We start from the raw sequence: 19,866 nt of genomic DNA, 5'->3' as shown, positions 1-19,866 counted from the left end.
CGGGCGTGGAAGGTACGGATCTGTTCGGACAGGATCGCTCGATCCGCGCCAGAGACGGGGAATTCGACCGCGGGCGACCTATCTCCCGACTGCGTGTGTACCCGGCAGAGCCCGGCGAAGTCGTCAAGCGATTCAGCACTCAGCCAGCGGGGCCGGCTACGGTCAGACAACGGCGTGTGTCACCTGGCGGATGCCTGCCAGAACAGCCGCAGGGTCGTCCGCGCCCCAGACGGCCTCGCCGACGCACACGCCGGTGGCCCCCGCCACCATGCATTCCTTGGCCCAGCCGATAACCGCTTCCGGCTGGCCGCTCTTCGGCGCGCCCTGTGCCAGCAGAGCACCGCCGTCACACCATGACACGGCCTCCTCGACGACCCGCGGATCCGCGCCGTACATGTTCACGACATCGGCTCCGAGCTCGAACGCCATGCGCGCACCGAACGCCTTGCCGTCGCCACCTGGTTGATTCAGGACGATGCTCGACACGTAGAACCGCAGTCGGGCAGCGTGTGCCGCGGCGGCCGCGGTGGATACCGCTCTGATGGACGCCATCTCCCCGGGGCCGCCGAGCAGCAGGTTGGCGATGACGCCGGCGGCACCGACCTTGACGGCCGTCTCGACTGAGTAGAACAACTCCCACTCGTCGGACGAGGTCCAATCACCTGCCAGGTACGAACGGTTCCCGTCGAGGCGCAGGACGGTGTCGATTCCCGACCGAGCCAATTCGGCGCCCAGGCGCTTCATCGGCCCGAAGTTCAGGATAACCGCGTCCGGCTTCACATCGGCGAGAGCGCTGACGATGCCTGGGAGGTTTCGCAACCCGGCGAACAGTCCGAGGGGCGCGTGATCGAACGCCACCACCAGGCTACCGGGACCAGTCATTGTTCCTCTTTCTCACAGGCGTTCCGAGGGTGGTCTTGTCGCGAGACCGCGTCACCTTAGCGACTGGGATTGATCTTCGCGCTTTGTGGCGGCGACGCGCTGAGAACGAGTTACGTAGGCCCGGCGATGTGCCGGCAGCCGGTCGACACGATCGGGTGAAGAGCTACCGGCCCGCCGTCACGGACGTGGTGGCCGGCCCTGACACGGGTTGGTGCGGTAGCGGCACCTGCCACCGCGATCGCCTGGCCTCGCACGGCTGCCACTCATCATGAATCATGGTCTGGAAGCTGGCGTGAGGATCGGGGGCGCATCGGTGGACGTCGCGACGTGGATCACTACGCGCACCGCGGCGATTGTGGCCCTGATCTTCCTCAACGGCGTCTGGTTGCGGCTGACGGCCGCGCAGCTGCTCCGTCTGGCGATGAGCCGGCGCGCCCAATGGGAACGCGGCCGCCGTCACCGGGGCCGAAACGCCGGGGCTCCGAGCCGGCTCGATCGCATCACCTGGTGGGCTGCCTCCGCGATGGCCTTCGTATTCGCCGCCTGGGCCATCTCCTACCCGCTGGTTCTCAGTACCGTCTCACTGCTGCGCCGATGGGAGACCGCCGCGTTCGCCGGAGCCCTTCTGGCTTTTGTACTGCCGGCGTCGGGGCTCGCGATTCTTGTCCGTGAGCTACCACTGGAGGCGGACCGGATCACGACGATCCTTCGGGACCGCGGTCGTATTCCCACCCGCCGCCGTGCGGCATGGCTCGCACTCGCCAAACTGCGCCACGACCTCTCGCAGTACGGCATCGCACTGGGCGCCACCATCGCCCTCGTCGACCTGACCATGTCGAGCCGCGCCGGCCTGCCACCATCCGCTGAGACCCTGCCCGCGTTCGGTGCGACCGCCGGCAGCGGTGCCTTCCTGCTGCTAGCGTCGGCGGTGCTGCTCTGGACCGTCAGCTACCGGGACGCCGAGGCTGACCTCCTCTCGCGGTATCTGGCGTTTCGCCGCGCCGACAGCCCGCGATCAGCTCTGATCGACCGCCCGCGAGCCCTGGACGGCCGTCGATCGGACCTGGCCGGTATCGGCCGCGCCGTGAGACGGGTCGCGTTCCAGACCTCACGAGACCACGTGGGACCGGCCCGAGACCTGGTGGCAGCCGGCGGGGAGGAACTGTATCGCCGGATCACCGCCGCCGGCCTGTCCGGGCGCGCCGCGATACTGACGGAGCTGGACCTGGCCGTGCCGTTGCTGCTCACCGATGACGGGCGTCAGCTGGCCCGGGTGGCGCCGGCCGGCGCGCATCGTCCGGCCGGGCTCTCCCGGGACCGGGTACTGAACCTGGTGGTGGCAGGGGCGACGGTTCTGGCCACGATGATCGCGATCTATCAGGTCGCGCAACCGCTGTGGAAACTGCTGTAGTTCGCCATCGCGAGGTGCGAGGCGTTCTCCGGCGGGAGCGGAGACCCCGGCTCCCCGCGCCCGTTCGTGGCGAAAGGCGCGGCCATCAGCCGGCCGGGCCTCCCGTCGCTCAGCGGAACGGCACCTGCCTGTCGACAACCTCCAGTTGAGCACGGTAGAACGCCCGCTGGGCCTTCAGGAGCGACTGCAGTCCCCGTCCCTTGGGATCCGGCATCGGCCGGGTGCTGGTGGGGTCGGCCGTCACCTCGACGCACCATTCGGCGTTGGCGGTGATGTGCGCGATCGCGTCCGACAGGTCGGCGCGGACGTCCGCCATCGGTGGCGGCGGGAACACGGCGGCAGCGCGCAGCGCGCGCAGCTGACCCTGGCACGCGGCCGCGATCTGCACAGGATCCTTCGAGCCGACCGATCGCAGCCACGCGTCGCTCGTCTTGACGATCCCGTCGACCCGGACTCCACCACCGCCGCCGTACCAGGTCGTGAGCGCGAGGGCCCGGTGGATCGGTGGCGGCGGGCCGTCCGGCGGCTGGATCGGCGCGGCACCCACCGAGGTAGGCGCCCAGACGATGCTGGCGACGCACGCCGCGGCGTAGGCCGCCAGTGCCGTCGCGACTGCCGGGCGACGCCGGTCCGCGCTCACGGTCGTGCTGGCCGGACGGCGGGCGACGCCGGTTCCCAGCGCGACGACCGTCGCGGCGAGGCCGGTGACGGCGAGGATCTGCAGCGGCCGCCGGGTGAGCAGGCTGTCGAGCTGCCCGGCGTGCCAGTGGGCCAGCCAGAGCGTGATGGTGGCTGCCGTGCCGACGCTCCACGTGCCGAGCGCGGCTGTCGCCCACCCTCGCCTCCGGTGCAGGATCACCGCGAGGGCGAGCTGGGCCGCAGCCGCGGCGGCGATCTCCCAGGCCGACCGGATGAGCGTCTCCTCCGGGCCGGTACCGGGGCTGACGGCCCGCCAGACCGGGAACAGCGCCAGCCAGCCGGCCACGGCGACACCGGCCCCGAGCAGGCCGGGCCGGACGATGCGGGCGGGCCGCGGGGACAGCAGCACCGGAACGAGCCACAGGACGGCCAGCGCCGCCGTGGTGGCCGCCGGTCCAGGATGAGGATTGCCGACCAGCACGAAGACCGCAGCTTGGACGACCGGGCGGTCGGCGGCGTGCCCGTAGTCACCGACGTACGCGAGCCACGGCCCGAGGAGCTGCGACCAGAACACGTTCACGTCGAGCCCGATGTCGACGACACCGAAGAGCCCGGTGCAGATCAGCACGAGCGACGATCCGAGCAGCAGCCCTCGGGCCGTCGCGACCCGGCGGCCCAGGAGCCGGGCGCAGTACCCGGCCCACACACACGTCAGCATCATCATCACCGGGGCGGCGGTCAGCGCCACCACCCGGGGTCCGCTGGGGTCCGGCAGCAGCGACGCGCGCTCCAGATGCACCAGCAGGCCGGCCGTCACGCCGAGGCCGAGGGCCAGGCCGGACCGGGCGAAGACCATCCGCGCCCGGCCGCCGGCTCGCAGGAACGCGGCACCACGCCAGGCGATCACCCCGACGGGCACGGCGAGCAGCAGTCCCCAGACACCGCGCATGACATCGTGCGAACCGTTGTCGGCCTGGTACCAGCCGACGAGGCCCATCGCGGCGCAGACGTGTTCGAACCCGACCTGGATGGCGAGCCCGGTGGCGAACGCCTCCAGCACTCCGGGCCGCAGCAGCACCCGAGGGTCGGCCATCGCGGCGCGGCGCGCGGCGGCGGTCGGGTGAGTGGCCAGCCATCTGAGCACCCGCCTACGCCGGTGCCCGGTGGACAGCGATCGGTACGGGTCGGTGTCGCCGGTCCAGCGGACGACCAGCGCGTCGGCCTCCCGCTCCCGGCTGCGGAGCACGGCGTTGCGTGTCAGGAGGATCAGCCCGGCCAGGAGGAGAAGGCCCCCGGAGACGCGCAACATGAAACCCACGTCGAACTCCGCGAATGCGGTCGCCCGCTGCTGCGGCAGCAGTCGCATTACCGGGACGTACTGATACAGCAGCCAGGGCAGCACCGCAACGCAGACACAGGCGCGCCAGACGGCGATGGTCAGGTACGTCAGCGGAATGTCGCCGGCGCGCACATGAGCCAGCTCGTGAAGGACGATGGCGTCGAAGGAGGCCCGGTTCTGGTGCAGGAGCGCGACCAGTCCGGCGTCGAGGCAGACGCGCGGCCGCCGCCTGGTACCGAACGCGACCCCGCCCGCGCAGGACCCGGCCGGGTCCAGGTAGACCTGCGGCAAGCGTGCGAGCCCGGCCGTTGCCGCCGCGGACGCCAGCGGCTCGCGCAGGAGTTCCGCGATGCCGGGCCGGTCGTCGAGACGGCATAGCCGCGAGCGCCGGATCCGCCACCAGGGCGACAGCAGGTAGATGGCGGTGGTGAGCCCGGCGAGCACCAGAAGCCCGGCGGCGATCCACGCGAGTCCCGGCAGGAAGTGACCGCTCATGCAGTCCTGGTAGGCATCCCACTTGCGCTGGTCGGGATCGGCCATCCCGGTGCTGGTCGGATACAGCTCCGCCCGTACGTGACAGGCGTCGGAGATGTCGGACACCCGGGTCAGGCCGCCACTGTAGATGTGGCCATGGACGAAGACCGTCACCGACACCGTCAGTGCGATCAGGGCCGCGAACCGCAGACCGGTTCCGGACGGGACCCGGGTCATCGCCGGCGCTCCAGCAACAGCCCGACCACCTGCCCGTACCGCTCGGCCAGGTCCGCATCACCGGTATGGTCGATGACCAGCACCCGGGCGCCGTCCACGGCCGCGGTCCGGGCCTCGTCGGTGACCTCTCCGGGAAGGGCCGTCGACCTACGCAGGCCCTTCACCGTCCGGGCGACCCGGCGCGCCGTCACCCGGGTCACCTCGCCGACCAGGCATTCGTGTACGACGGCGGCCGTGGCGAGCGCGATCGGCGACAGGACGAGGATCTGCGTGTCGATGCCGGAGCCGAGCGTCGCACCGGACCGCACCCGGGCGGATAGCACCCGGTCCGGGTCCTGGAGGAAGCCCTCGCCGAGCACGGCGAGACCGAGAGCCTCGTCCGGTGCCAGTTCCGCCACGATCTCACGAGCAAAGTCCAGTACGAACTTCTGTGCAGCTGTGGCCTCTGCCATCACGCGCCATCCGCCCTTCGCAGACGACGGTGCCGATCACCGCCAACTTGATCAACGAGCGGTGGCGGGTGGCCGGTGATCCACCGTTCAGCCGATGCCGAGGTGTCGTCCGCGCGGCGAGTTGGCCGGGTGACATCGCGAGCGACGACTCGTAACGAGCGCGCCGGCAATACCAGAGCCAGCGACCGGCCCGCTCCGGTGGCAGTGGCGCGGCGGCATAGCTCCGCCGGCGCTGACGCCGGCGCGTTGTCCGCGCTGGGCGCCAGATCACCGAGCACCGTAGCCGGCAGTTCTTCGCGAGGGTATGCGGCGACGATAGGAGGTGGCCTGACGGTTTCTGGCCGATGCGGACGCGCATGCCGAAGCAGGTGCTGTGCGAGAACCCCTGCAGTAGGCACGGGTGGTGGAGTTGTCCGGTGCGGGCCAGTCGAACATCACAGTCTTGGTCAGATGCAGCGGCTCGCGCAGCGGAACCGGACCGTCCGGGGCACCCAGCCGCGGGTCATGCCGGGGGTGCTGTGCTGTTCGTTCCAAACGTCACAGGCGGGGAAGGGATGTCGCTCCTTCAGGGCGCATCCTCGGCAATCGTGCCCAGTTGGTCCGCAGTGATACACAAGCTACGGCAGCCCGCAGCAACCGCTGGTTCCTCCTTCCCACCGGATGGGATCGCGACCGGCCTGCACGAGTCGTGATTCTTACCGACAGCGAGCGGCTGCGATTCGAGAGTGAGTCGCGGCATCGATGACGGGTGAACAATGCCGGATGCGTGAGTCCGTCCAGAGGTGACGCACGGGCCCCGCGGCCCGGCGCACCGCGGGGCCCGTGCCGTTCAGAGGTACATGCCGACGGACTCGGGCTGCTGCTCCTCCTGGGGCGTCATCGCGCCGCGCAGCAGCAGGGTGCGGCTGCCGGGGACGGCCAGCCAGACCGTGTCCGTCGCGGTGCAGCGGCCCAGCCAGACCTTGCCGCGCAGCGACGGCGGCGCGTCGTCGAACGGCTCGGCGCGCAGGTGGTGGTGCAGGTATTCGTCGGCGATGTCGCCGGCGATCGTGTGCAGCTGCCAGCAGTGGCATCGCCGTGCCTCGGACAGCCGCGCGCGGGTCTCCACCGCCCGGCGGCGTGCGTGCGCGCGGGCGCGCATCCAGTGGTGGGCCTGACGTGCGGCGACGTAGCCGAGCGCCGGGAGGCCGAGGCAGAGGAGCAGATACATGCCGGTACGTGCCGCGCCGTCCGGCAGCAGTCGCTCCACCGTCAGGGACAGCGGGATCGCCACGAAGATCAGGGCCAGGAGCCCGGCCAGCCCGTAGTAGCCCTTCTGGTCCTTCGGCGGCGGTGCGGTCGGGTCGGTGAACGGGTCGTAGCCGACGGCGCGGAACGCCCGCCACACCAGGCTGTCCGCGCGGCTCAGCCCGGGGATCGGAATCCAGCGCTCCCACGCCAGCCGGGCCGCCAGTGCGAGGAGCCCGCCGATGAGCCCGGGAAGGTGCAGCGCGAAGACGGCCGGGAGCAGCACGAGCGGGACCAGGGACCACATCGCGACGACCGTGATCAGGTGGCGGCGCATCGCGGCGGCCGGGGTCAGCGCGGCCAGGGCCGCGTCCAGCGCGGGGACGGCGGGGACCCGGCGGCGTACCGCGTGCAGCAGCAGCCGTGCGCCCTCATGATCGCCGCGGGCCCGCAGATCCCGCACCGCCTCCAGGGCAGGACCAGGATCCTTCTCCACGGGTACGCCCAGGTGGTGCAGTTCCATGGCGGCGATCGCGACCGCGAGCACCGGGTCGCCGGTGTCACGCCGCGCGACCCTGGCGGCGGCGTGCCGGGCGGCGGTCAGCGGCGTGACGATCTCGTAGCCGGTCGTGAGCGTCTCCCAGGCCAGGTCCGCGGTCGCCCGGTCGCCGACGCCGGTCGCGGCGGCCGCCACCAGGTAGTACATGCGCGGGTCGCCGGTGATGCGGCCGGCCCAGGCCATCAGCGACCGGTGCGCGACCTGGTCCCCGGACGCGGCGCGCGCGGCCGCCAGGACCAGCTGCGACCAGGACGTCTCGGTCGCGCCCGGCAGCTCGGTCACGCCGACTTCCCGCAGCGTCGCGAGTGCGTCGGCGGGGCGGCCGTCGTGCAGGAGCAGCGCCGCGCGGCGTACCCCCGGATCAGGGCCTTGATCTTGATCTTTGGCGGTGCCGGCGTCGAGCAGCGTCAGCATCAGGCCGAACCGGTCATCGGACGCGGCGGCGCCGGCCCAGGCTGTCCAGGGGTACGTCACCGCCGCACCGTCGTCCGGCCGGGCTGTTTCCTGAGCGATGTGTCAGGAGTCTCCGGCGATGCCGTCGAGCAGGATGCCGAGGTGGCGTTCGAAGCGGGGGTCGCCGTGGTCGCGGGCGTGGCCGGACTGCCTGACCAGCGGCGCGTCGTCGCCGAGCCATTCGTCGCGCTGGGGGAGTGAGTAGCGCTCCGGGCCGCCCTGGCGCTGTTCCTGCTCCTCGATGACGAAGCCGACCACGAACGCGGAGACCAGGTCGAGCGCGTCCATGATCGCGGGCAGCGAGTGCCCGGCCGCGGCCCACCGGGCCAGCCACGGTTCCTGTGCGCGGGGGACGCCGGGGTCGGTGATCCGGGTGCCGCTGAACGTGCGGGCGCCGTCTCGGTGCAGCAGGAACTCGGCGCGCAGCAGGCGGGCGAACCCGGCCAGGTCGTCGCGCCAGTGCGCGTGCGGTGTCATGGCGGCGAGCCCGGTGGCGACGCGCCGGTAGATCTCGGTGCTCATCTCGTCGAGCAGTTCCTGCTTGTCGCGCACGTGGTAGTAGAGCGCGGGCGGTTTCACCCCGAGCGCGGTGGCCAGCGCGCGGACGGTGACCGCGTCGATGCCCTTCTCGTCGAGCAGTTCCAGTGCGGCCGTGACGATCCGTGCGCGGGTGATGCCCTTGGTCATGCTTGACAGCTTAACTTAGTTAAGGCACGCTCGACGAGTCAGCTTAACTTAGTTAAGGAGCGACGCGAGATGCGTGCTGCAGTCGTCACGAACCCCGGCACACCGCCCATCTGCACCGAGTTTCCCGAGCCGGACGGGGTGCCGATGACGCTGGTCGCCGCCGGCGTGCACAACGTCGTCCGCGGGATCGCCGCCGGCCGGCACTACGCCAGCCCTGATGCGTATCCGCTGGTCCCCGGCATCGACGCGGTCGCCCGTACGGCCGACGGGCGGCTGGTCTACACCGGCTTCGCCCAGGCGCCGTGGGGCACGATGGCCGAGCGCATGGTCACGCCGTTCGGCATACCGCTGCCGGCCGGTGCGGACCCGCTCGCGGTCGCGGCCGGCGTCAACCCGGGGCTGTCCGGCTGGATGCCGCTGGTCGCCCGGCGCGACGAGACCGGAGGTCTGGATACGGTCCTCGTGCTCGGCGCCACCGGCATGTCGGGAACCATGGCCGTGCAGGCGGCGTACGCGCTCGGCGCGAAGCACGTGATCGCGGCCGGGCGTGACCCGGAGGCGCTCGGACGCCTTGCGGCGCGCGGCGCGCAGACCGTGTCGATCGCCGATCCCGGGCCGGGGACGCTGGCAGAGGTCGTGACCGAGGCGGCGCCGACGCTGGTGCTCGACTTCCTGTGGGGGCCGATTGCGGAGACCGCGCTCACGGCGCTCGGGCAGGCGCGCGTCGAGGACTGCGCGTACGTGCAGATCGGGTCGCTGGCGGGGGAGAACGCGGCCGTGCCGGCGTCACCGCTGCGCAGCCGGCGGATCCGGATCAGCGGCAGCGGGCGGGGGTCGGTGTCCAAGGAGGAGATGCTCGGCGCGCTGCCGGCGTTCCTGGACAGCCTGGCCGCGGGGGAACTGTCGGCGCCGTACGAGGCATACACGCTCAGCGAGGTCGGGTCGGCGTGGGCGCACCAGGGGCGTAGCCGTGCCGTGGTCGTTCCCGGCTGATCGTGCATCTCGGGGAGGGGAAGAGCATGGGCAAGCGCGCGCTGGTGGTCGGGCTGGGGATCGCGGGGATGTCCGCGGCGATCGGACTGCGCCGGGCCGGGTGGACACCCGTCATCGTCGAGAGGGCGGCCGCACGGCGTACCGGCGGATATTTCATCGGTGTGCTGCCGCTGGGACGGCAGGCGGCCGATGACCTCGGGATCGACATCCACGTCCGCAACCCCGAGGGCCGGGCCTGGGCCATCGACCGGCGCGGGGAACGCGCGCCGGGACTGGGGTTCCTGGACCAGCCGGGACGGCCGGCAGCGGTCGTCCGCGGCGACATCGAGGCCGCGCTCTGGGAGCGGCTGGACGCGGAGGTGCGGTTCGCCACCACGCCGGTCGCGTTCGCGGAGACCGGCGCCGGGGTGGAGGTCACGCTCGCCGGGCCGGCGACCCGCACGGAGACGTTCGACCTGGTCGTCGGCGCGGACGGGATGCGATCGACGGTGCGGCAGCTCGTGTTCGGGCCGCACGAACGGTTCCTGACCAACTGGGACGCGATGATCTGCGCGTTCCCGCTCGAGCGGCAGGTGCCGGGGTTCGGCCCGGAGGACAGCGTCACCAGCGCGCGGGCCGGTCGGGCGGCGTGGGTGTTCGGGTTCACGGACCGGCCGCCGACGGCGCTGCTGACCTACCGCACGAAGCACCGGATCTTCCCGGCTGATCATGCCGCGCACCTGCGGGACGTGTTCGCCGGGATGGACGACGTGGCCGTCCGGCACGTCCTGGACTCGCTGGAATCGGCGCCGGACCATCTGTTCGACTCCGTGCACCAGGTGCGGATGCGGCGGTGGAGCAGCGGGCGCGTGCTGCTGCTCGGCGACGCGGCCTGGTGCCTGAACCTGTACTCGGGGATGGGGGCGACGGCGGGGCTGTACGGGGGTGTGGAGCTGGGGCGTGCGCTGGGGGAGCATCCGGGGGATCTCGGCGCATCCCTGGCCGCGTGGGAGGGGCGGCTGCGGCCGTTGATCACACGGCACCAGCGCGTGACACGGCTGAAGCAGCAGCTCTTCGTGCCGTCGGGGGTGGTGGCGGAGGGGGTGCGGTCGGCCCTGCTGCGCACGGCCGGCCGATCGCGGCGGCGAAGGGCGCTCGCGGCCGTCAGCTGATGCGCTGAAGGCGGGCGTCGTACACGCCGTCGGGGGTGAACAGGAGGCCGTCGAGCTCGCGTGCGATGAAGGCCTGCACGAGGTCGAGCATCTCCCACGCGTCGTCGTCGAGCCCGTCCGGCATGATCTCGATGCCGATGATCTGACGGGTGCCGCGCAGCCGCTCGGCGGTCTCCGGGCGCAACGGGGTCGGTGGTGCGCCGGCGGCTTCGTCCACCAGCTCGCCGATCTCGGCCACGCCGGTGTCGTGAAGGAACACGATCGGCCGCCCGATGCCGGGCAGCCGCACCTCGAGCCGCTGCCAGGCCGGGTCGGTGTCCGGCACCGGGGCGAAGGCGGGCTCGCCGTCGCCGTACCAGGCGTCCTCGATCCGGCCGGCAAGGTCCGTGCGGGAGAGGGCGGCCGGCGAGGCACAGAAGACGTTGTGGAACTGGGACACCGGTTGGATTCCTTCCGCCTGGCGGCCGGGAGTCCTGGCCGGTCCGGTTCAGGCCGGTCCCGGCCGGCCGCCGAACAGTGCCGGCCGCCATCGGCTGAACGTGCTGGGTCAGAAGGGCGTGTCCGTCCGTGTATGAGCGGGCAGCAGTGCGATCAGTTCCTGGGCGGCGCGGGAGCGGCCGCGGCCCGCGGCGGTGGCTGCCGACAGCGTCCAGCCGAGTGTGACGCCCCGGATGCGTACCGTCGGCAGCTGGGTCGTGTAACCGGCCGGCAGGAAGCCGATGCCGAGGCCGTGGTGGATGTACTGCGCGACGGCCGCGATCTCCATCGTCTCGACACAGAGGTCACGGTGGACGCCCGCCTCGGCGAAGGCCCGGTCGACGGCGGTCCGCTGGCCGAATCCGGCCGGCAGATCGATGAAGCGCTCGCCGGCCAGGTCGGCGATGCTCACGACGGATCGCGCGGCCAGCCGGTGCGAGGAAGGAACGAACAGCGCCAGGGGTACGACGCGCAGCGGCGTCACCTGCACGCCCGGCTCGTTCTCCGCGTCGCTGACCAGGGCGAGGTCGAGGAATCCGGCCTTGACCCGTTCGATGTGCCCGGCGGCGCCGCGCGCGGAGATTTCCACCCGCAGGCGTACCCCGGGGTGGCGGCGGTGGAATTCGCCGGCCAATGCGGGAACGTCGACGGTGGTGATGCTGTGCAGCGTGCCGATGGTGAGGCTGCCGCGCAGCCCGGCAGTCTCCGGCGCGACGGCCGCGCGGGCCCGGTCGAGTGCTTCGATCGCGGCCCGCGCCTCGGGCAGGAACGCTGCCCCGGCCTCGGTGAGCGTGACACTGCGGGTGGTGCGGGTGAACAGGCTCGCCCCGAGTTCTTCCTCCAGCGATCGCAGCGCGGCCGACACGGTCGACTGCGTGGCGTAGAGCCGCTGGGCGGCGCGGGTGAAGTTGAGCTCCTCCGCCACCGCGACGAAGCACTCAAGTTTGCGGTCGTCCATGCGCCTACCGATTAAACGATTCCGACGATGACACCAACGAGATTACTCGTTGGACCTGATGAATCGCCGAGGTCAGGCTTGAGGCATGAAAATCACCATCGGCGGCGACCTGACCGTGCACCGCCTCGGATTCGGCACGATGCGGCTGACCGGCCCCGGCATCTGGGGGCCGCCGGCCGACCGCGGCGAGGCGTTGCGCGTCCTGCGGCTGGCCGTCGAGTCCGGGGTCGATTTCATCGACACGGCCGACTCGTACGGGCCGGCGGTGGCCGAGGAGCTGATCCGCGAGGCCTTGCACCCCTACCCGGACGGGCTCGTCATCGCCACGAAGGCCGGCCTGGTCCGGCCCGGCCCGATCACCGGCCCGGGACCGTGGCCGCGCTGTGGCCGCCCGGAATACCTGCGCCAGCAGGCCGAGCTGAGCCTGCGCCGGCTCGGCCTCGACCGCATCGACCTGTTCCAGCTGCACCGCGTCGACGAGACCGTGCCGTTCGACGACCAGATCGGCGCGCTCGCCCAGCTGCGCGACGAGGGCAAGATCCGGCACGTCGGCCTGTCCGGGGTCAGCGTGCGTCAGCTCGAGGAGGCCGCCCGGATCGTGCCGATCGTGTCGGTGCAGAACCGCTTCAACCTCGCCGACCGTACGTCCGAGGACGTGCTGCGCTACGCCGAGTCCCACGGGCTGGCCTTCATCCCGTTCGCGCCGCTGAACACCGGCGGCCTCACGACGGGGACGGCGCTCACCGAGGCCGCCCGTGCCCGGGGTGTGCGGCCCGCCGCGATCGCGCTCGCCTGGCTGCTGCACCGGTCACCGGCGCTGCTGCCGATCCCCGGCACCTCCCGCACCGGCCACCTCCGCGACAACCTCGCCGCCGCCGACATTCGGCTGACCAGCGCGGAGATCGCCCTCCTCTGAAAGGGTGCCCCGTGGCAAGCTCGTCGCCATGATCGACGATGTCGCGAAGGACTTCCTGCACGGCCGGCTCCGGACGGTCCGTGAGGTGCTGATCTGGAAGCTCGACGCCCTGTCCGAATACGACGTGCGGCGTCCGCTGACGGCGACGGGAACGAATCTCCTCGGCCTGGTGAAGCATATGGCGACCTGCGAGGCCCGGTACTTCGGCGAGGTCTTCGGCCGTCCGTTCCCGGAGCCGCTGGTGCGATGGCAGGACGCGGACGGCAGCGACCTGTGGGCGAGCCCGGACGAGAGCCGCGACCAGATCATCGACTTCTACCGGCGCGCCTGGACGCACACGGACGCGGCGATCGAGGAGCTTCCCGTCGACGCGCCCGGCCGCGTCCCGTGGTGGCCGCAGCCCGACGTCACGCTGTTCGGCGTCATCATCCACGGCCACGCCGACATCCTGCGTGAGCAGCTCGACGGCCGGACCGGGCTTCGGGCCGCGCTCGAGGCGGAGATCGACACGGCGGCCCGCGCGGCCCACCACGCGAAGCTCGAGCGGGCCGCCCGCCTGATCAGCGATTGAGGAGTTGCCGGAGCCGGTCGCACATCGACGAGAGACCGGGGTGATGTTGCCGGGCGTTTCTACATTGAGCCGATGTATCCCGAGCCTCCCCGGCAGCCGTACCAGTCGCCGCCCCCGCCTCCTCCGCCGCCGGGCTATCCGTATCAGCCACCGCCGCCGCCCCCGCCCCGGCAGAAGCGGGAGCCGAACCCGCTGGAGTATGAACTGGCCGGGATGCCGATCTGGGGGCACCTGCTGCTCGGCGTCATGACGCTCGGGATCTACTTCCTGTTCCTGCCGTTCGTCGTCCTTTTCGACGCTGTCGCGCGGGCGTGGGCCAAGGTCGTCGACTGGGTGCTGTCGGCGATCTTCGGTGCCGTCTATCTCGTGGTGCGGGCGCCGGTCCGGTTTCTCTGGCGCCACTTCACACGGTGGGTGAATACGCCTTCGAAGAGATCCTGACTACCGGTCGGCACGGGTGTCAGAGCAGCTTGTCGAGGGTGATCGGGAGGTCGTGGACGCGGATGCCGGTGGCGTTGTAGACGGCGTTGCCGACCGCGGCGGCAGAGGCGACAGTGCCGAGTTCGCCGAGGCCGCGGGCGCCGGATTCGCTGATGTGCGGGTCCGGGTAGCCGAGCCAGTGCACGTCGATGTCCGGGATGTCGGCGTTGACGGGGACGAGGTAGTCGGCCATGGTCGCGGCCGCGTACCGGCCGTCGGGCTCGATCGGGTCGGCTTCGAGCAGCGCGTGCCCGATGCCCCAGATGATGCCGCCGATGAACTGGCTGCGGGCGGTCCGGGCGTTGATGACGGTGCCGACGTCGAACACGGACGTGAACCGGTTGACCCTGATCTCGGCGGTCAGCCGGTGGACGCGGACCTCGCAGAAGTGGGCGCCGAAGCTGTGGAACGCGTACGGGCTGTCCTGGGCCGGGTCGGTGGCGCCGATCGCGTCCAGTGCCGGCGTGCCGATCGCGCGCAGCAGCTCGTCGAAGCCCATCGACCTGCGGCCGGAGTGGAGGCGGCCCTGCCGGTAGCTGACGTCGGCCGGGTCGAGGCCGTGGAACGGGGAGCGCGGGTTCTCGACCGCGGCCCGCAGCAGCGTGCCGATGGCGGCGCGGCCTGCGGCACGTACCGCGGGCATGGTGTTGGCGGTGACCGCGGAGCCGACGGCGCCGACACCGCCGGGTGGCAGCGCGGAGTCGCCGAGTTCCGGGACGATCACCTCGACGGGCAGTCCGAGCGTGTCGGCGCCGGCCACGGCGAGCACGGTCCAGGCGCCGGTGCCGAGGTCGGAGGTGCCGGAGGCGACGCTGACCCGGCCGTTGTCGTGGAAGCGCACCCGTACCGTGGCGGCTTCTCGGTCTGTGGGGTAGGCGGCGGTCGACATGCCCATGCCGATCAGCCAGTCACCGTCGGTACGCGAGCGCGGGCGGGCGGGCCGCCGGTCCCAGCCGAAGCGGGTGGCGCCGAGCCGGTAGCACTGGTCGAGGTGTTTGCTGGAGAACGGGCGGCCCTCGACCGGGTGCTGGGTGGCGTAGTTGCGCAGCCGCAGCTCGACCGGGTCGACGCCGGTGCGCGCGGCGAGTTCGTCGAGCGCGGTTTCGAGCGCGAACGATCCGGGTGCCTCGCCGGGGGCCCGCATCGCCCAGGTCGACGGCGTGTCCAGGGTGACGAGCCGCTGGTCGAGACGCAGGTTCGGGGTGCGGTAGAGGACGCCGGAGGTGTGCTGGGCGGGGATCAGCGGCCAGCCGCCGGCGGCGGGATATTCGGCGTCGCTGTCGTGGGCGAGCGCGAGGAGCCGCCCGTCGGCCTGCGCGGCGAGCCGGACGGTCTGCCGCACCGCCGGCCGGTGCCCGACGGTGGTGAACACCTGTTCGCGGCTGAGGACGACCTTGAGCGGGCGGCCGAGCGCGCGGGCCGCGGCCGCGCACAGTTTGGCCTCGTTCCAGGCCGGTGAGCGGCCGCCGAATCCGCCGCCGGTGTAGCGGCAGATCAGCCTGACCTTGGCCGGGTCGATGCCGAGGCCGGCGGCGATCGCGGGCGCGCTGCGTTGCGGCATCTGGGCGCCGCTGTAGACGGTGAGCTGGTCGTCCTCCCAGGTGGCGGTGGTCGCGTGCGGTTCCATGGCGACGTGGTGCTGGGCGGGCTGGGTGACGGTGGTGGTGATCGTGACCGGGCCGGCGCGCAGCACGTCGTCGATGGAGGCCACGCCGGGGGCGAGCACCTGCACGATGTCCTGGGACCGGCCGGGGCCGGCGTCGGCGAGCGAGGTGCGTGGCGGTGTGCCGGCGTAGTCGGCGGTGATCAGCGCGGCGGCGTCGCGGGCCTGCTCGAACGTGCCGGCGACGACCAGGCCGATGATCTGGCCGCGGAACCGGACGGTGGTGTCCTGCAGCGGCACGTAGTTCTCCGCGCCGAAGCCCTGGAACGTGTTGATCAGCCGTACCGGCTGGAACGGGGTGTAGACGGCGATGACGCCGGGTGCGGCCTCGGCGCGGGTGACGTCCATGGCGCGCAGCGTGCCCCGGCCGACGGTGGCGAGGACGAGATGGCCGTGGACGAGGCCGTCCGGGTGGTAGTCGGCGGCGTACGGCGCCCGGCCGGTGACCTTCAGCGGGCCGTCGACGCGGGCGGTCTCGCGCCCGATCGGGGAGACGCTCATCGGATCCTCTCCAGTTCCAGCAGCGCGCGGACCAGCGTGCGGCGCATCAGCGCGGGCTTGAAAGCGTTGTGCCGCAGCGGTCGTACGCCGTCGGTGGCGTGTTCGGCCGCGGCCGTGTAGGACGCCTCGGCCGCGGGGCGTCCGGCCAGCGCCGCCTCGACGGCCGGGAGCCGCCACGGGCGGGTGCCCATGCCGCCGACCGCCACGCGCGCCTCCGCGATGGTGTCGCCGTCGCGGCGGACCGCGACCGCGGCTGAGGCGAGCGCGAACTCGTACGACTGCCGGTCGCGGATCTTCACGTACACCGACCGGGACGCCCAGCCGAGGTCCGGCACGATCACGTCGGTGACCAGCTCGCCGGGCCGCAGGTCGTGCTCACGCTCCGGGGTGGTGCCGGGCAGCAGGTGGAAGTCGCGCAGCGCGACGTCGCGGGTCCCGGCCCGGCTGCGCAGCCGCACGGTCGCGTCCAGCGCCACCAGCGCCACCGCGAGATCGCTGGGGTGGGTGGCCACGCACGCGTCGCTGGCCCCGAGGACCGCGTGCATCCGGTTCTCGCCCTCGATCGCCGGGCAGCCGCTGCCCGGCGCCCGCTTGTTGCACGGCACGCTGACGTCGCGGAAGTAGCCGCACCGGGTGCGCTGCAGCAGGTTCCCGCCGATGCTGGCCATGTTCCGCAGCTGCCCGGACGCGCTCGCCTCCAGGGCCTGGGCCAGCATCGGATAGCGGCGGCGGACGAGGTCGTGGGCGGCCACGTCCCGCATCCGTTCCAGCGCGCCGATCCGCAGGCCGTCGCGGGTCTGGTCTATCCCGCGCAGCGGCAGCCGGTTGATGTCCAGCACCCGCGCCGGCGTCATCACCTCCAGCTTCATCAGGTCGACGAGCGTGGTGCCGCCGGCGAGGAAGGCGGTGCCGGGGGCGGGCCGGCGTACCGCGTCGGCGACGGTGCCGGGGCGTTCGAACCGGAACTCGCGCATCAGCTCGCCTCCTTCCGGGCCTGCTGGATCGCGGCCACGATGCCGGGGTACGCCCCGCACCGGCAGAGGTTGCCGGACATCTGCTCCCGGACCTCGTCGTCGGTGCGCGCCCTGCCGTCGGCGAGGACCGCGGCCGCGGACATGATCTGGCCGGACGTGCAGAACCCGCACTGGAAACCGTCGTGGTCGATGAACGCCTGCTGCAGCGGGTGCAGCCGGTCGCCGCGCGCCAGGCCCTCGATCGTGGTGACCCGGGAACCGCCGAGCGTGGCGGCCAGCGTCAGGCAGGAGACGACCCGCTCGCCGTCGACGTGCACAGTGCACGCCCCGCACTGGCCGCGGTCGCAGCCCTTCTTCGTCCCGGTCAGGTGCAGCCGTTCCCGGAGCACGTCCAGGAGCGTCTCGCGCGGGTCGACGGTCAGTGGCGTGACGCTGCCGTTGACCGTCATCCGCACGCCGACCTCACCGGTCGTGGCCCGTGCCGGGGCGGTGTCCGCGACGGCCAGTGGCACGGTCGCGGCGACCGCGGCCACGGTGCCGGAACGGCCGAGCAGCTCCCGCCGGGAAATTCCATAGCTCTCCGTCATGGCGGCAGCGTCCCGGGTGGACGGTGCCGTCGCCAACGCGTACGGCGGGAGACGGGTATGCGTGCCGCGTATACCGGGACCACGGCCAGGCATCATGCGCGGGGCGCATAGCGGGTATCCGCGTCGCGCGTTGGGTGCCGGGGCCGTCGCCCGGCACAGTGGACGGCATGAACGCCGACCTGCTCGACAGCCTGCTGCAAGCCTGGTCCGCCGGAGAGCGCGCCGGGCTCGCCACGGTGACCGCTACCTGGGCCAGCGCGCCGCGACGGCCGGGCGCGGCGATGCTGGTCCGTGCGGACGGGTCCGTGGTCGGCAGCGTGTCCGGCGGCTGCGTGGAGGGTGCCGCCTACGAGCTGTGCCGGGAGGCGGCCGAGGGCGGGCCGCCGGGCACGGCCCGGTTCGGGGTCAGCGACGACGACGCGTTCGAGGTCGGCCTGCCCTGCGGCGGGACGCTGGAGCTGTTCGTCGAACCGGCCGGCTTCCCGGAACTGCCCGCGCTCGCCGCGCACGTCACCGCGGGCCGGCCGGTCGCGCTGCTGACCTGCATCGAAGGGCCGCCGGACCTGCTCGGTACGCACCTGGTGCTCACCGCGGACGAGCGGACCGGATCGCTGGGGCAACAGCGGCTGGACGACGCGGCCACCGCCGACGGCCGCCGGATGCTGGAGGCCGGGAAGACCGGGCAGCTGGAGTACGGCAGCGACGTCCGGGTCCTGGTCACGGCGTTCGTGCCGGCGGCCCGGATGATCGTCTTCGGGGCGACCGACCACGCCGCGGCCGTCGCCGGGATCGGCACGTTCCTCGGCTACCGGGTCACGGTCTGCGACGCCCGGCCGGTCTTCACGACCGCGGAACGGTTCGCCGCGGCCGACGAGGTCGTCGTCGCCTGGCCGCACCGCTACCTGACGGCCGAGGTCTCCGCCGGGAGGGTGGACGCCCGGACCGTGCTGTGCGTGCTCACCCACGACCCGAAGTTCGACGTGCCCGTGCTCGACGTCGCGCTGCGGCTGCCGGTCGCCTACGTCGGCGCCATGGGCTCCCGCCGCACCCACGACGACCGGCTGCGGCGGCTCGCGGACACCGGCGTCGACCCGGGCCGGCTCGCCTCGCCGATCGGGCTGGACCTCGGCGGAAGCACGCCGCAGGAGACCGCGGTCAGCATCGCGGCCGAGATCATCGCGCTGGCGCGCGGCGGCACCGGACGGCGGCTGCGTGACGTCGCCGGACCGATCCATGCCTGAACCGCGTACCGTGCCGGCGCTCATGGTGCACGACCTGCACCTGCTCGCGGTCCTGCTCGACGAGCGCCACGTGTCCCGGGCCGCGGTCCGCTGCCACCTGAGCCAGTCGGCGATGAGCCGCACCCTGCAACGGCTGCGCGTGCTGTTCGGCGACGAGCTGCTGGTCCGCGCCGGCAGCTACTACGAGCTGACCCCGCGGGCCCGGGAGATGCGGCGCGAGATCGGCCTGCTGCTGCCCCGCCTCGAGGATCTGGTCGCCGGGCGTGCCTTCGACCCGGCCGCCGCGACCGGCACGCTGCGGATCATCGGCACGGACTACTCCACCGCGGTCCTCGGGCCGTACCTGCTGCCCCGGCTGGCCCGGACCGCGCCCGAGCTGGAGATCCGCGTCGACCAGCGCGATCAGGACAGCTACCACCACCTCGCGCGCGGGCGCGCCGACCTGGCGCTGTCGCCGATGGTCCCGGACGCGCCGCTGCGCTGGGAGCGGCTGTTCACCGACGACCTGGCCTGCGTCGTCGACCGCGATCATCCGGTACGCGACCGGCTCACGCTCGCCGCGTACGCCGAGGCCCGGCACGTGGTCATCACGCCGACCGCGAACGAGCAGCCGCTGGTCGAACGGTGGCTGCACGACGCCGGTCACCGCCGCCGGGCCGCGCTGCGGGTGACCCACTTCAGCGCGGTGACCGCCGCCGTACCCGGCACCACGCTGGTCGGCACCGTCCCGCGCCGCCTCGCGGAACAGCAGGTCACCGACCCGCGGCTGCGGCTGGTCGAGGCACCGGAGGAGTTCGACGCGTTCGCCTACGGGATGATCTGGCATCCGCGCCTGGACAGCGACCCGGCCCACACCTGGCTGCGCGACATGGTCCGGGCCGCCGCCCGGGAGCTGACCGGCGCCGCCGTCAGCAGGCCGGGAACCCGATGAGGCGGTCGGTTCGACGTGCTCAGCCAGAGCGCGCCACCCGGCGGGACACCCCCCCATGGACCC

18 protein-coding genes are annotated in these 19,866 nt (G+C 72.5%); 8 read left to right on the top strand and 10 right to left on the bottom strand.

All coding sequences use genetic code 11. The annotated features are described in order from the left end of the window. Positions 1-162 precede the first annotated feature (162 nt). Positions 163-861 (bottom strand): beta/alpha barrel domain-containing protein, encoded by a 699-nt coding sequence (locus OP04_RS38810; RefSeq protein ID WP_033344973.1) that lies wholly within the window; start codon positions 859-861, stop codon positions 163-165. Positions 862-1,195: 334 nt separating this feature from the next. On the opposite strand from OP04_RS38810, the gene OP04_RS38805 reads away from it, so the two are divergent. After that, positions 1,196-2,293 (top strand): hypothetical protein, encoded by a 1,098-nt coding sequence (locus OP04_RS38805; RefSeq protein WP_033344972.1) that lies wholly within the window; start codon positions 1,196-1,198, stop codon positions 2,291-2,293. A gap of 109 nt (positions 2,294-2,402) precedes the next feature. Here OP04_RS38805 and OP04_RS38800 read toward each other — a convergent pair whose 3' ends face one another. The 4 genes from OP04_RS38800 to OP04_RS38785 form a co-directional block, all read right to left on the bottom strand. Then, a complete protein-coding gene (locus OP04_RS38800) occupies positions 2,403-4,982 on the bottom strand; it encodes a M48 family metalloprotease (RefSeq protein WP_033344971.1) in 2,580 nt (859 codons plus the stop codon). After that, a complete protein-coding gene (locus OP04_RS38795; RefSeq protein ID WP_033344970.1) occupies positions 4,979-5,434 on the bottom strand; it encodes a hypothetical protein in 456 nt (151 codons plus the stop codon). Before OP04_RS38795 ends, OP04_RS38800 begins: the two co-directional genes overlap by 4 nt. A gap of 829 nt (positions 5,435-6,263) precedes the next feature. After that, positions 6,264-7,694 (bottom strand): hypothetical protein, encoded by a 1,431-nt coding sequence (locus OP04_RS38790; protein WP_033344969.1) that lies wholly within the window; start codon positions 7,692-7,694, stop codon positions 6,264-6,266. 42 nt (positions 7,695-7,736) lie between these two features. Next, a complete protein-coding gene (locus tag OP04_RS38785) occupies positions 7,737-8,360 on the bottom strand; it encodes a TetR/AcrR family transcriptional regulator C-terminal domain-containing protein (protein WP_033344968.1) in 624 nt (207 codons plus the stop codon). 69 nt (positions 8,361-8,429) lie between these two features. On the opposite strand from OP04_RS38785, the gene OP04_RS38780 reads away from it, so the two are divergent. Together OP04_RS38780 and OP04_RS38775 are read left to right on the top strand one after the other, a co-directional pair. Next, positions 8,430-9,353 (top strand): zinc-binding alcohol dehydrogenase family protein, encoded by a 924-nt coding sequence (locus tag OP04_RS38780; RefSeq protein WP_033344967.1) that lies wholly within the window; start codon positions 8,430-8,432, stop codon positions 9,351-9,353. A 26-nt stretch (positions 9,354-9,379) separates the two neighbouring features. Further along, positions 9,380-10,504 (top strand): FAD-dependent monooxygenase, encoded by a 1,125-nt coding sequence (locus OP04_RS38775; protein ID WP_033344966.1) that lies wholly within the window; start codon positions 9,380-9,382, stop codon positions 10,502-10,504. On the opposite strand, the gene OP04_RS38770 is transcribed toward OP04_RS38775, so the two are convergent. Further along, a complete protein-coding gene (locus tag OP04_RS38770) occupies positions 10,497-10,943 on the bottom strand; it encodes a hypothetical protein (protein ID WP_033344965.1) in 447 nt (148 codons plus the stop codon). The genes OP04_RS38775 and OP04_RS38770 overlap by 8 nt on opposite strands. Positions 10,944-11,051: 108 nt before the next feature. Continuing rightward, entirely contained in the window at positions 11,052-11,939 is an 888-nt protein-coding gene (locus tag OP04_RS38765) for a LysR family transcriptional regulator (RefSeq protein ID WP_033344964.1), read from the bottom strand. Between the two features lie 85 nt (positions 11,940-12,024). On the opposite strand from OP04_RS38765, the gene OP04_RS38760 reads away from it, so the two are divergent. The 3 genes from OP04_RS38760 to OP04_RS52460 all read left to right on the top strand — a co-directional run bounded on the left by OP04_RS38760 (position 12,025) and on the right by OP04_RS52460 (position 13,867). Continuing rightward, entirely contained in the window at positions 12,025-12,855 is an 831-nt protein-coding gene (locus OP04_RS38760) for an aldo/keto reductase (protein WP_033344963.1), read from the top strand. Between the two features lie 28 nt (positions 12,856-12,883). Further along, entirely contained in the window at positions 12,884-13,426 is a 543-nt protein-coding gene (locus tag OP04_RS38755) for a DinB family protein (RefSeq protein WP_033345045.1), read from the top strand. Positions 13,427-13,498: 72 nt separating this feature from the next. Further along, the gene (locus tag OP04_RS52460) at positions 13,499-13,867 is read left to right on the top strand and encodes a hypothetical protein (protein WP_085067112.1); all 369 of its coding nucleotides are present in this window, start codon (positions 13,499-13,501) and stop codon (positions 13,865-13,867) included. A 19-nt stretch (positions 13,868-13,886) separates the two neighbouring features. Here the strand turns inward: OP04_RS52460 and OP04_RS38745 are convergent, their stop codons facing one another. From OP04_RS38745 to OP04_RS38735, 3 genes are read right to left on the bottom strand one after another with little or no spacing between them, the layout of a single operon-like run. After that, positions 13,887-16,070, bottom strand: coding sequence for a xanthine dehydrogenase family protein molybdopterin-binding subunit (locus OP04_RS38745; RefSeq protein ID WP_033344961.1), 2,184 nt, complete (start codon positions 16,068-16,070; stop codon positions 13,887-13,889). Then, the gene (locus OP04_RS38740; RefSeq protein WP_033344960.1) at positions 16,067-17,044 is read right to left on the bottom strand and encodes an FAD binding domain-containing protein; all 978 of its coding nucleotides are present in this window, start codon (positions 17,042-17,044) and stop codon (positions 16,067-16,069) included. The genes OP04_RS38745 and OP04_RS38740 overlap by 4 nt, the downstream gene beginning before the upstream one ends. Continuing rightward, a complete protein-coding gene (locus OP04_RS38735; RefSeq protein ID WP_198154141.1) occupies positions 17,044-17,493 on the bottom strand; it encodes a (2Fe-2S)-binding protein in 450 nt (149 codons plus the stop codon). Before OP04_RS38735 ends, OP04_RS38740 begins: the two co-directional genes overlap by 1 nt. Before the next feature lie 305 nt (positions 17,494-17,798). Between OP04_RS38735 and OP04_RS38730 the strand changes: the two genes are divergently transcribed. Both OP04_RS38730 and OP04_RS38725 read left to right on the top strand, forming a co-directional pair. Next, positions 17,799-18,872 carry an XdhC family protein gene (locus OP04_RS38730; protein WP_033345044.1) on the top strand — a complete coding sequence of 358 codons (1,074 nt, stop codon included), beginning with the start codon at positions 17,799-17,801 and terminating at the stop codon, positions 18,870-18,872. After that, the gene (locus OP04_RS38725) at positions 18,865-19,803 is read left to right on the top strand and encodes a LysR family transcriptional regulator (protein ID WP_085067111.1); all 939 of its coding nucleotides are present in this window, start codon (positions 18,865-18,867) and stop codon (positions 19,801-19,803) included. Before OP04_RS38730 ends, OP04_RS38725 begins: the two co-directional genes overlap by 8 nt. The last annotated feature ends 63 nt before the right edge of the window (positions 19,804-19,866 follow it).

It is taken from the genome of Catenuloplanes japonicus (assembly GCF_000717135.1).
In the GTDB taxonomy this organism is placed as follows: domain Bacteria; phylum Actinomycetota; class Actinomycetes; order Mycobacteriales; family Micromonosporaceae; genus Catenuloplanes; species Catenuloplanes japonicus.
Note: the sequence above shows the minus strand (reverse complement) of the source record. Positions and strands in the feature narration are given on the sequence as shown.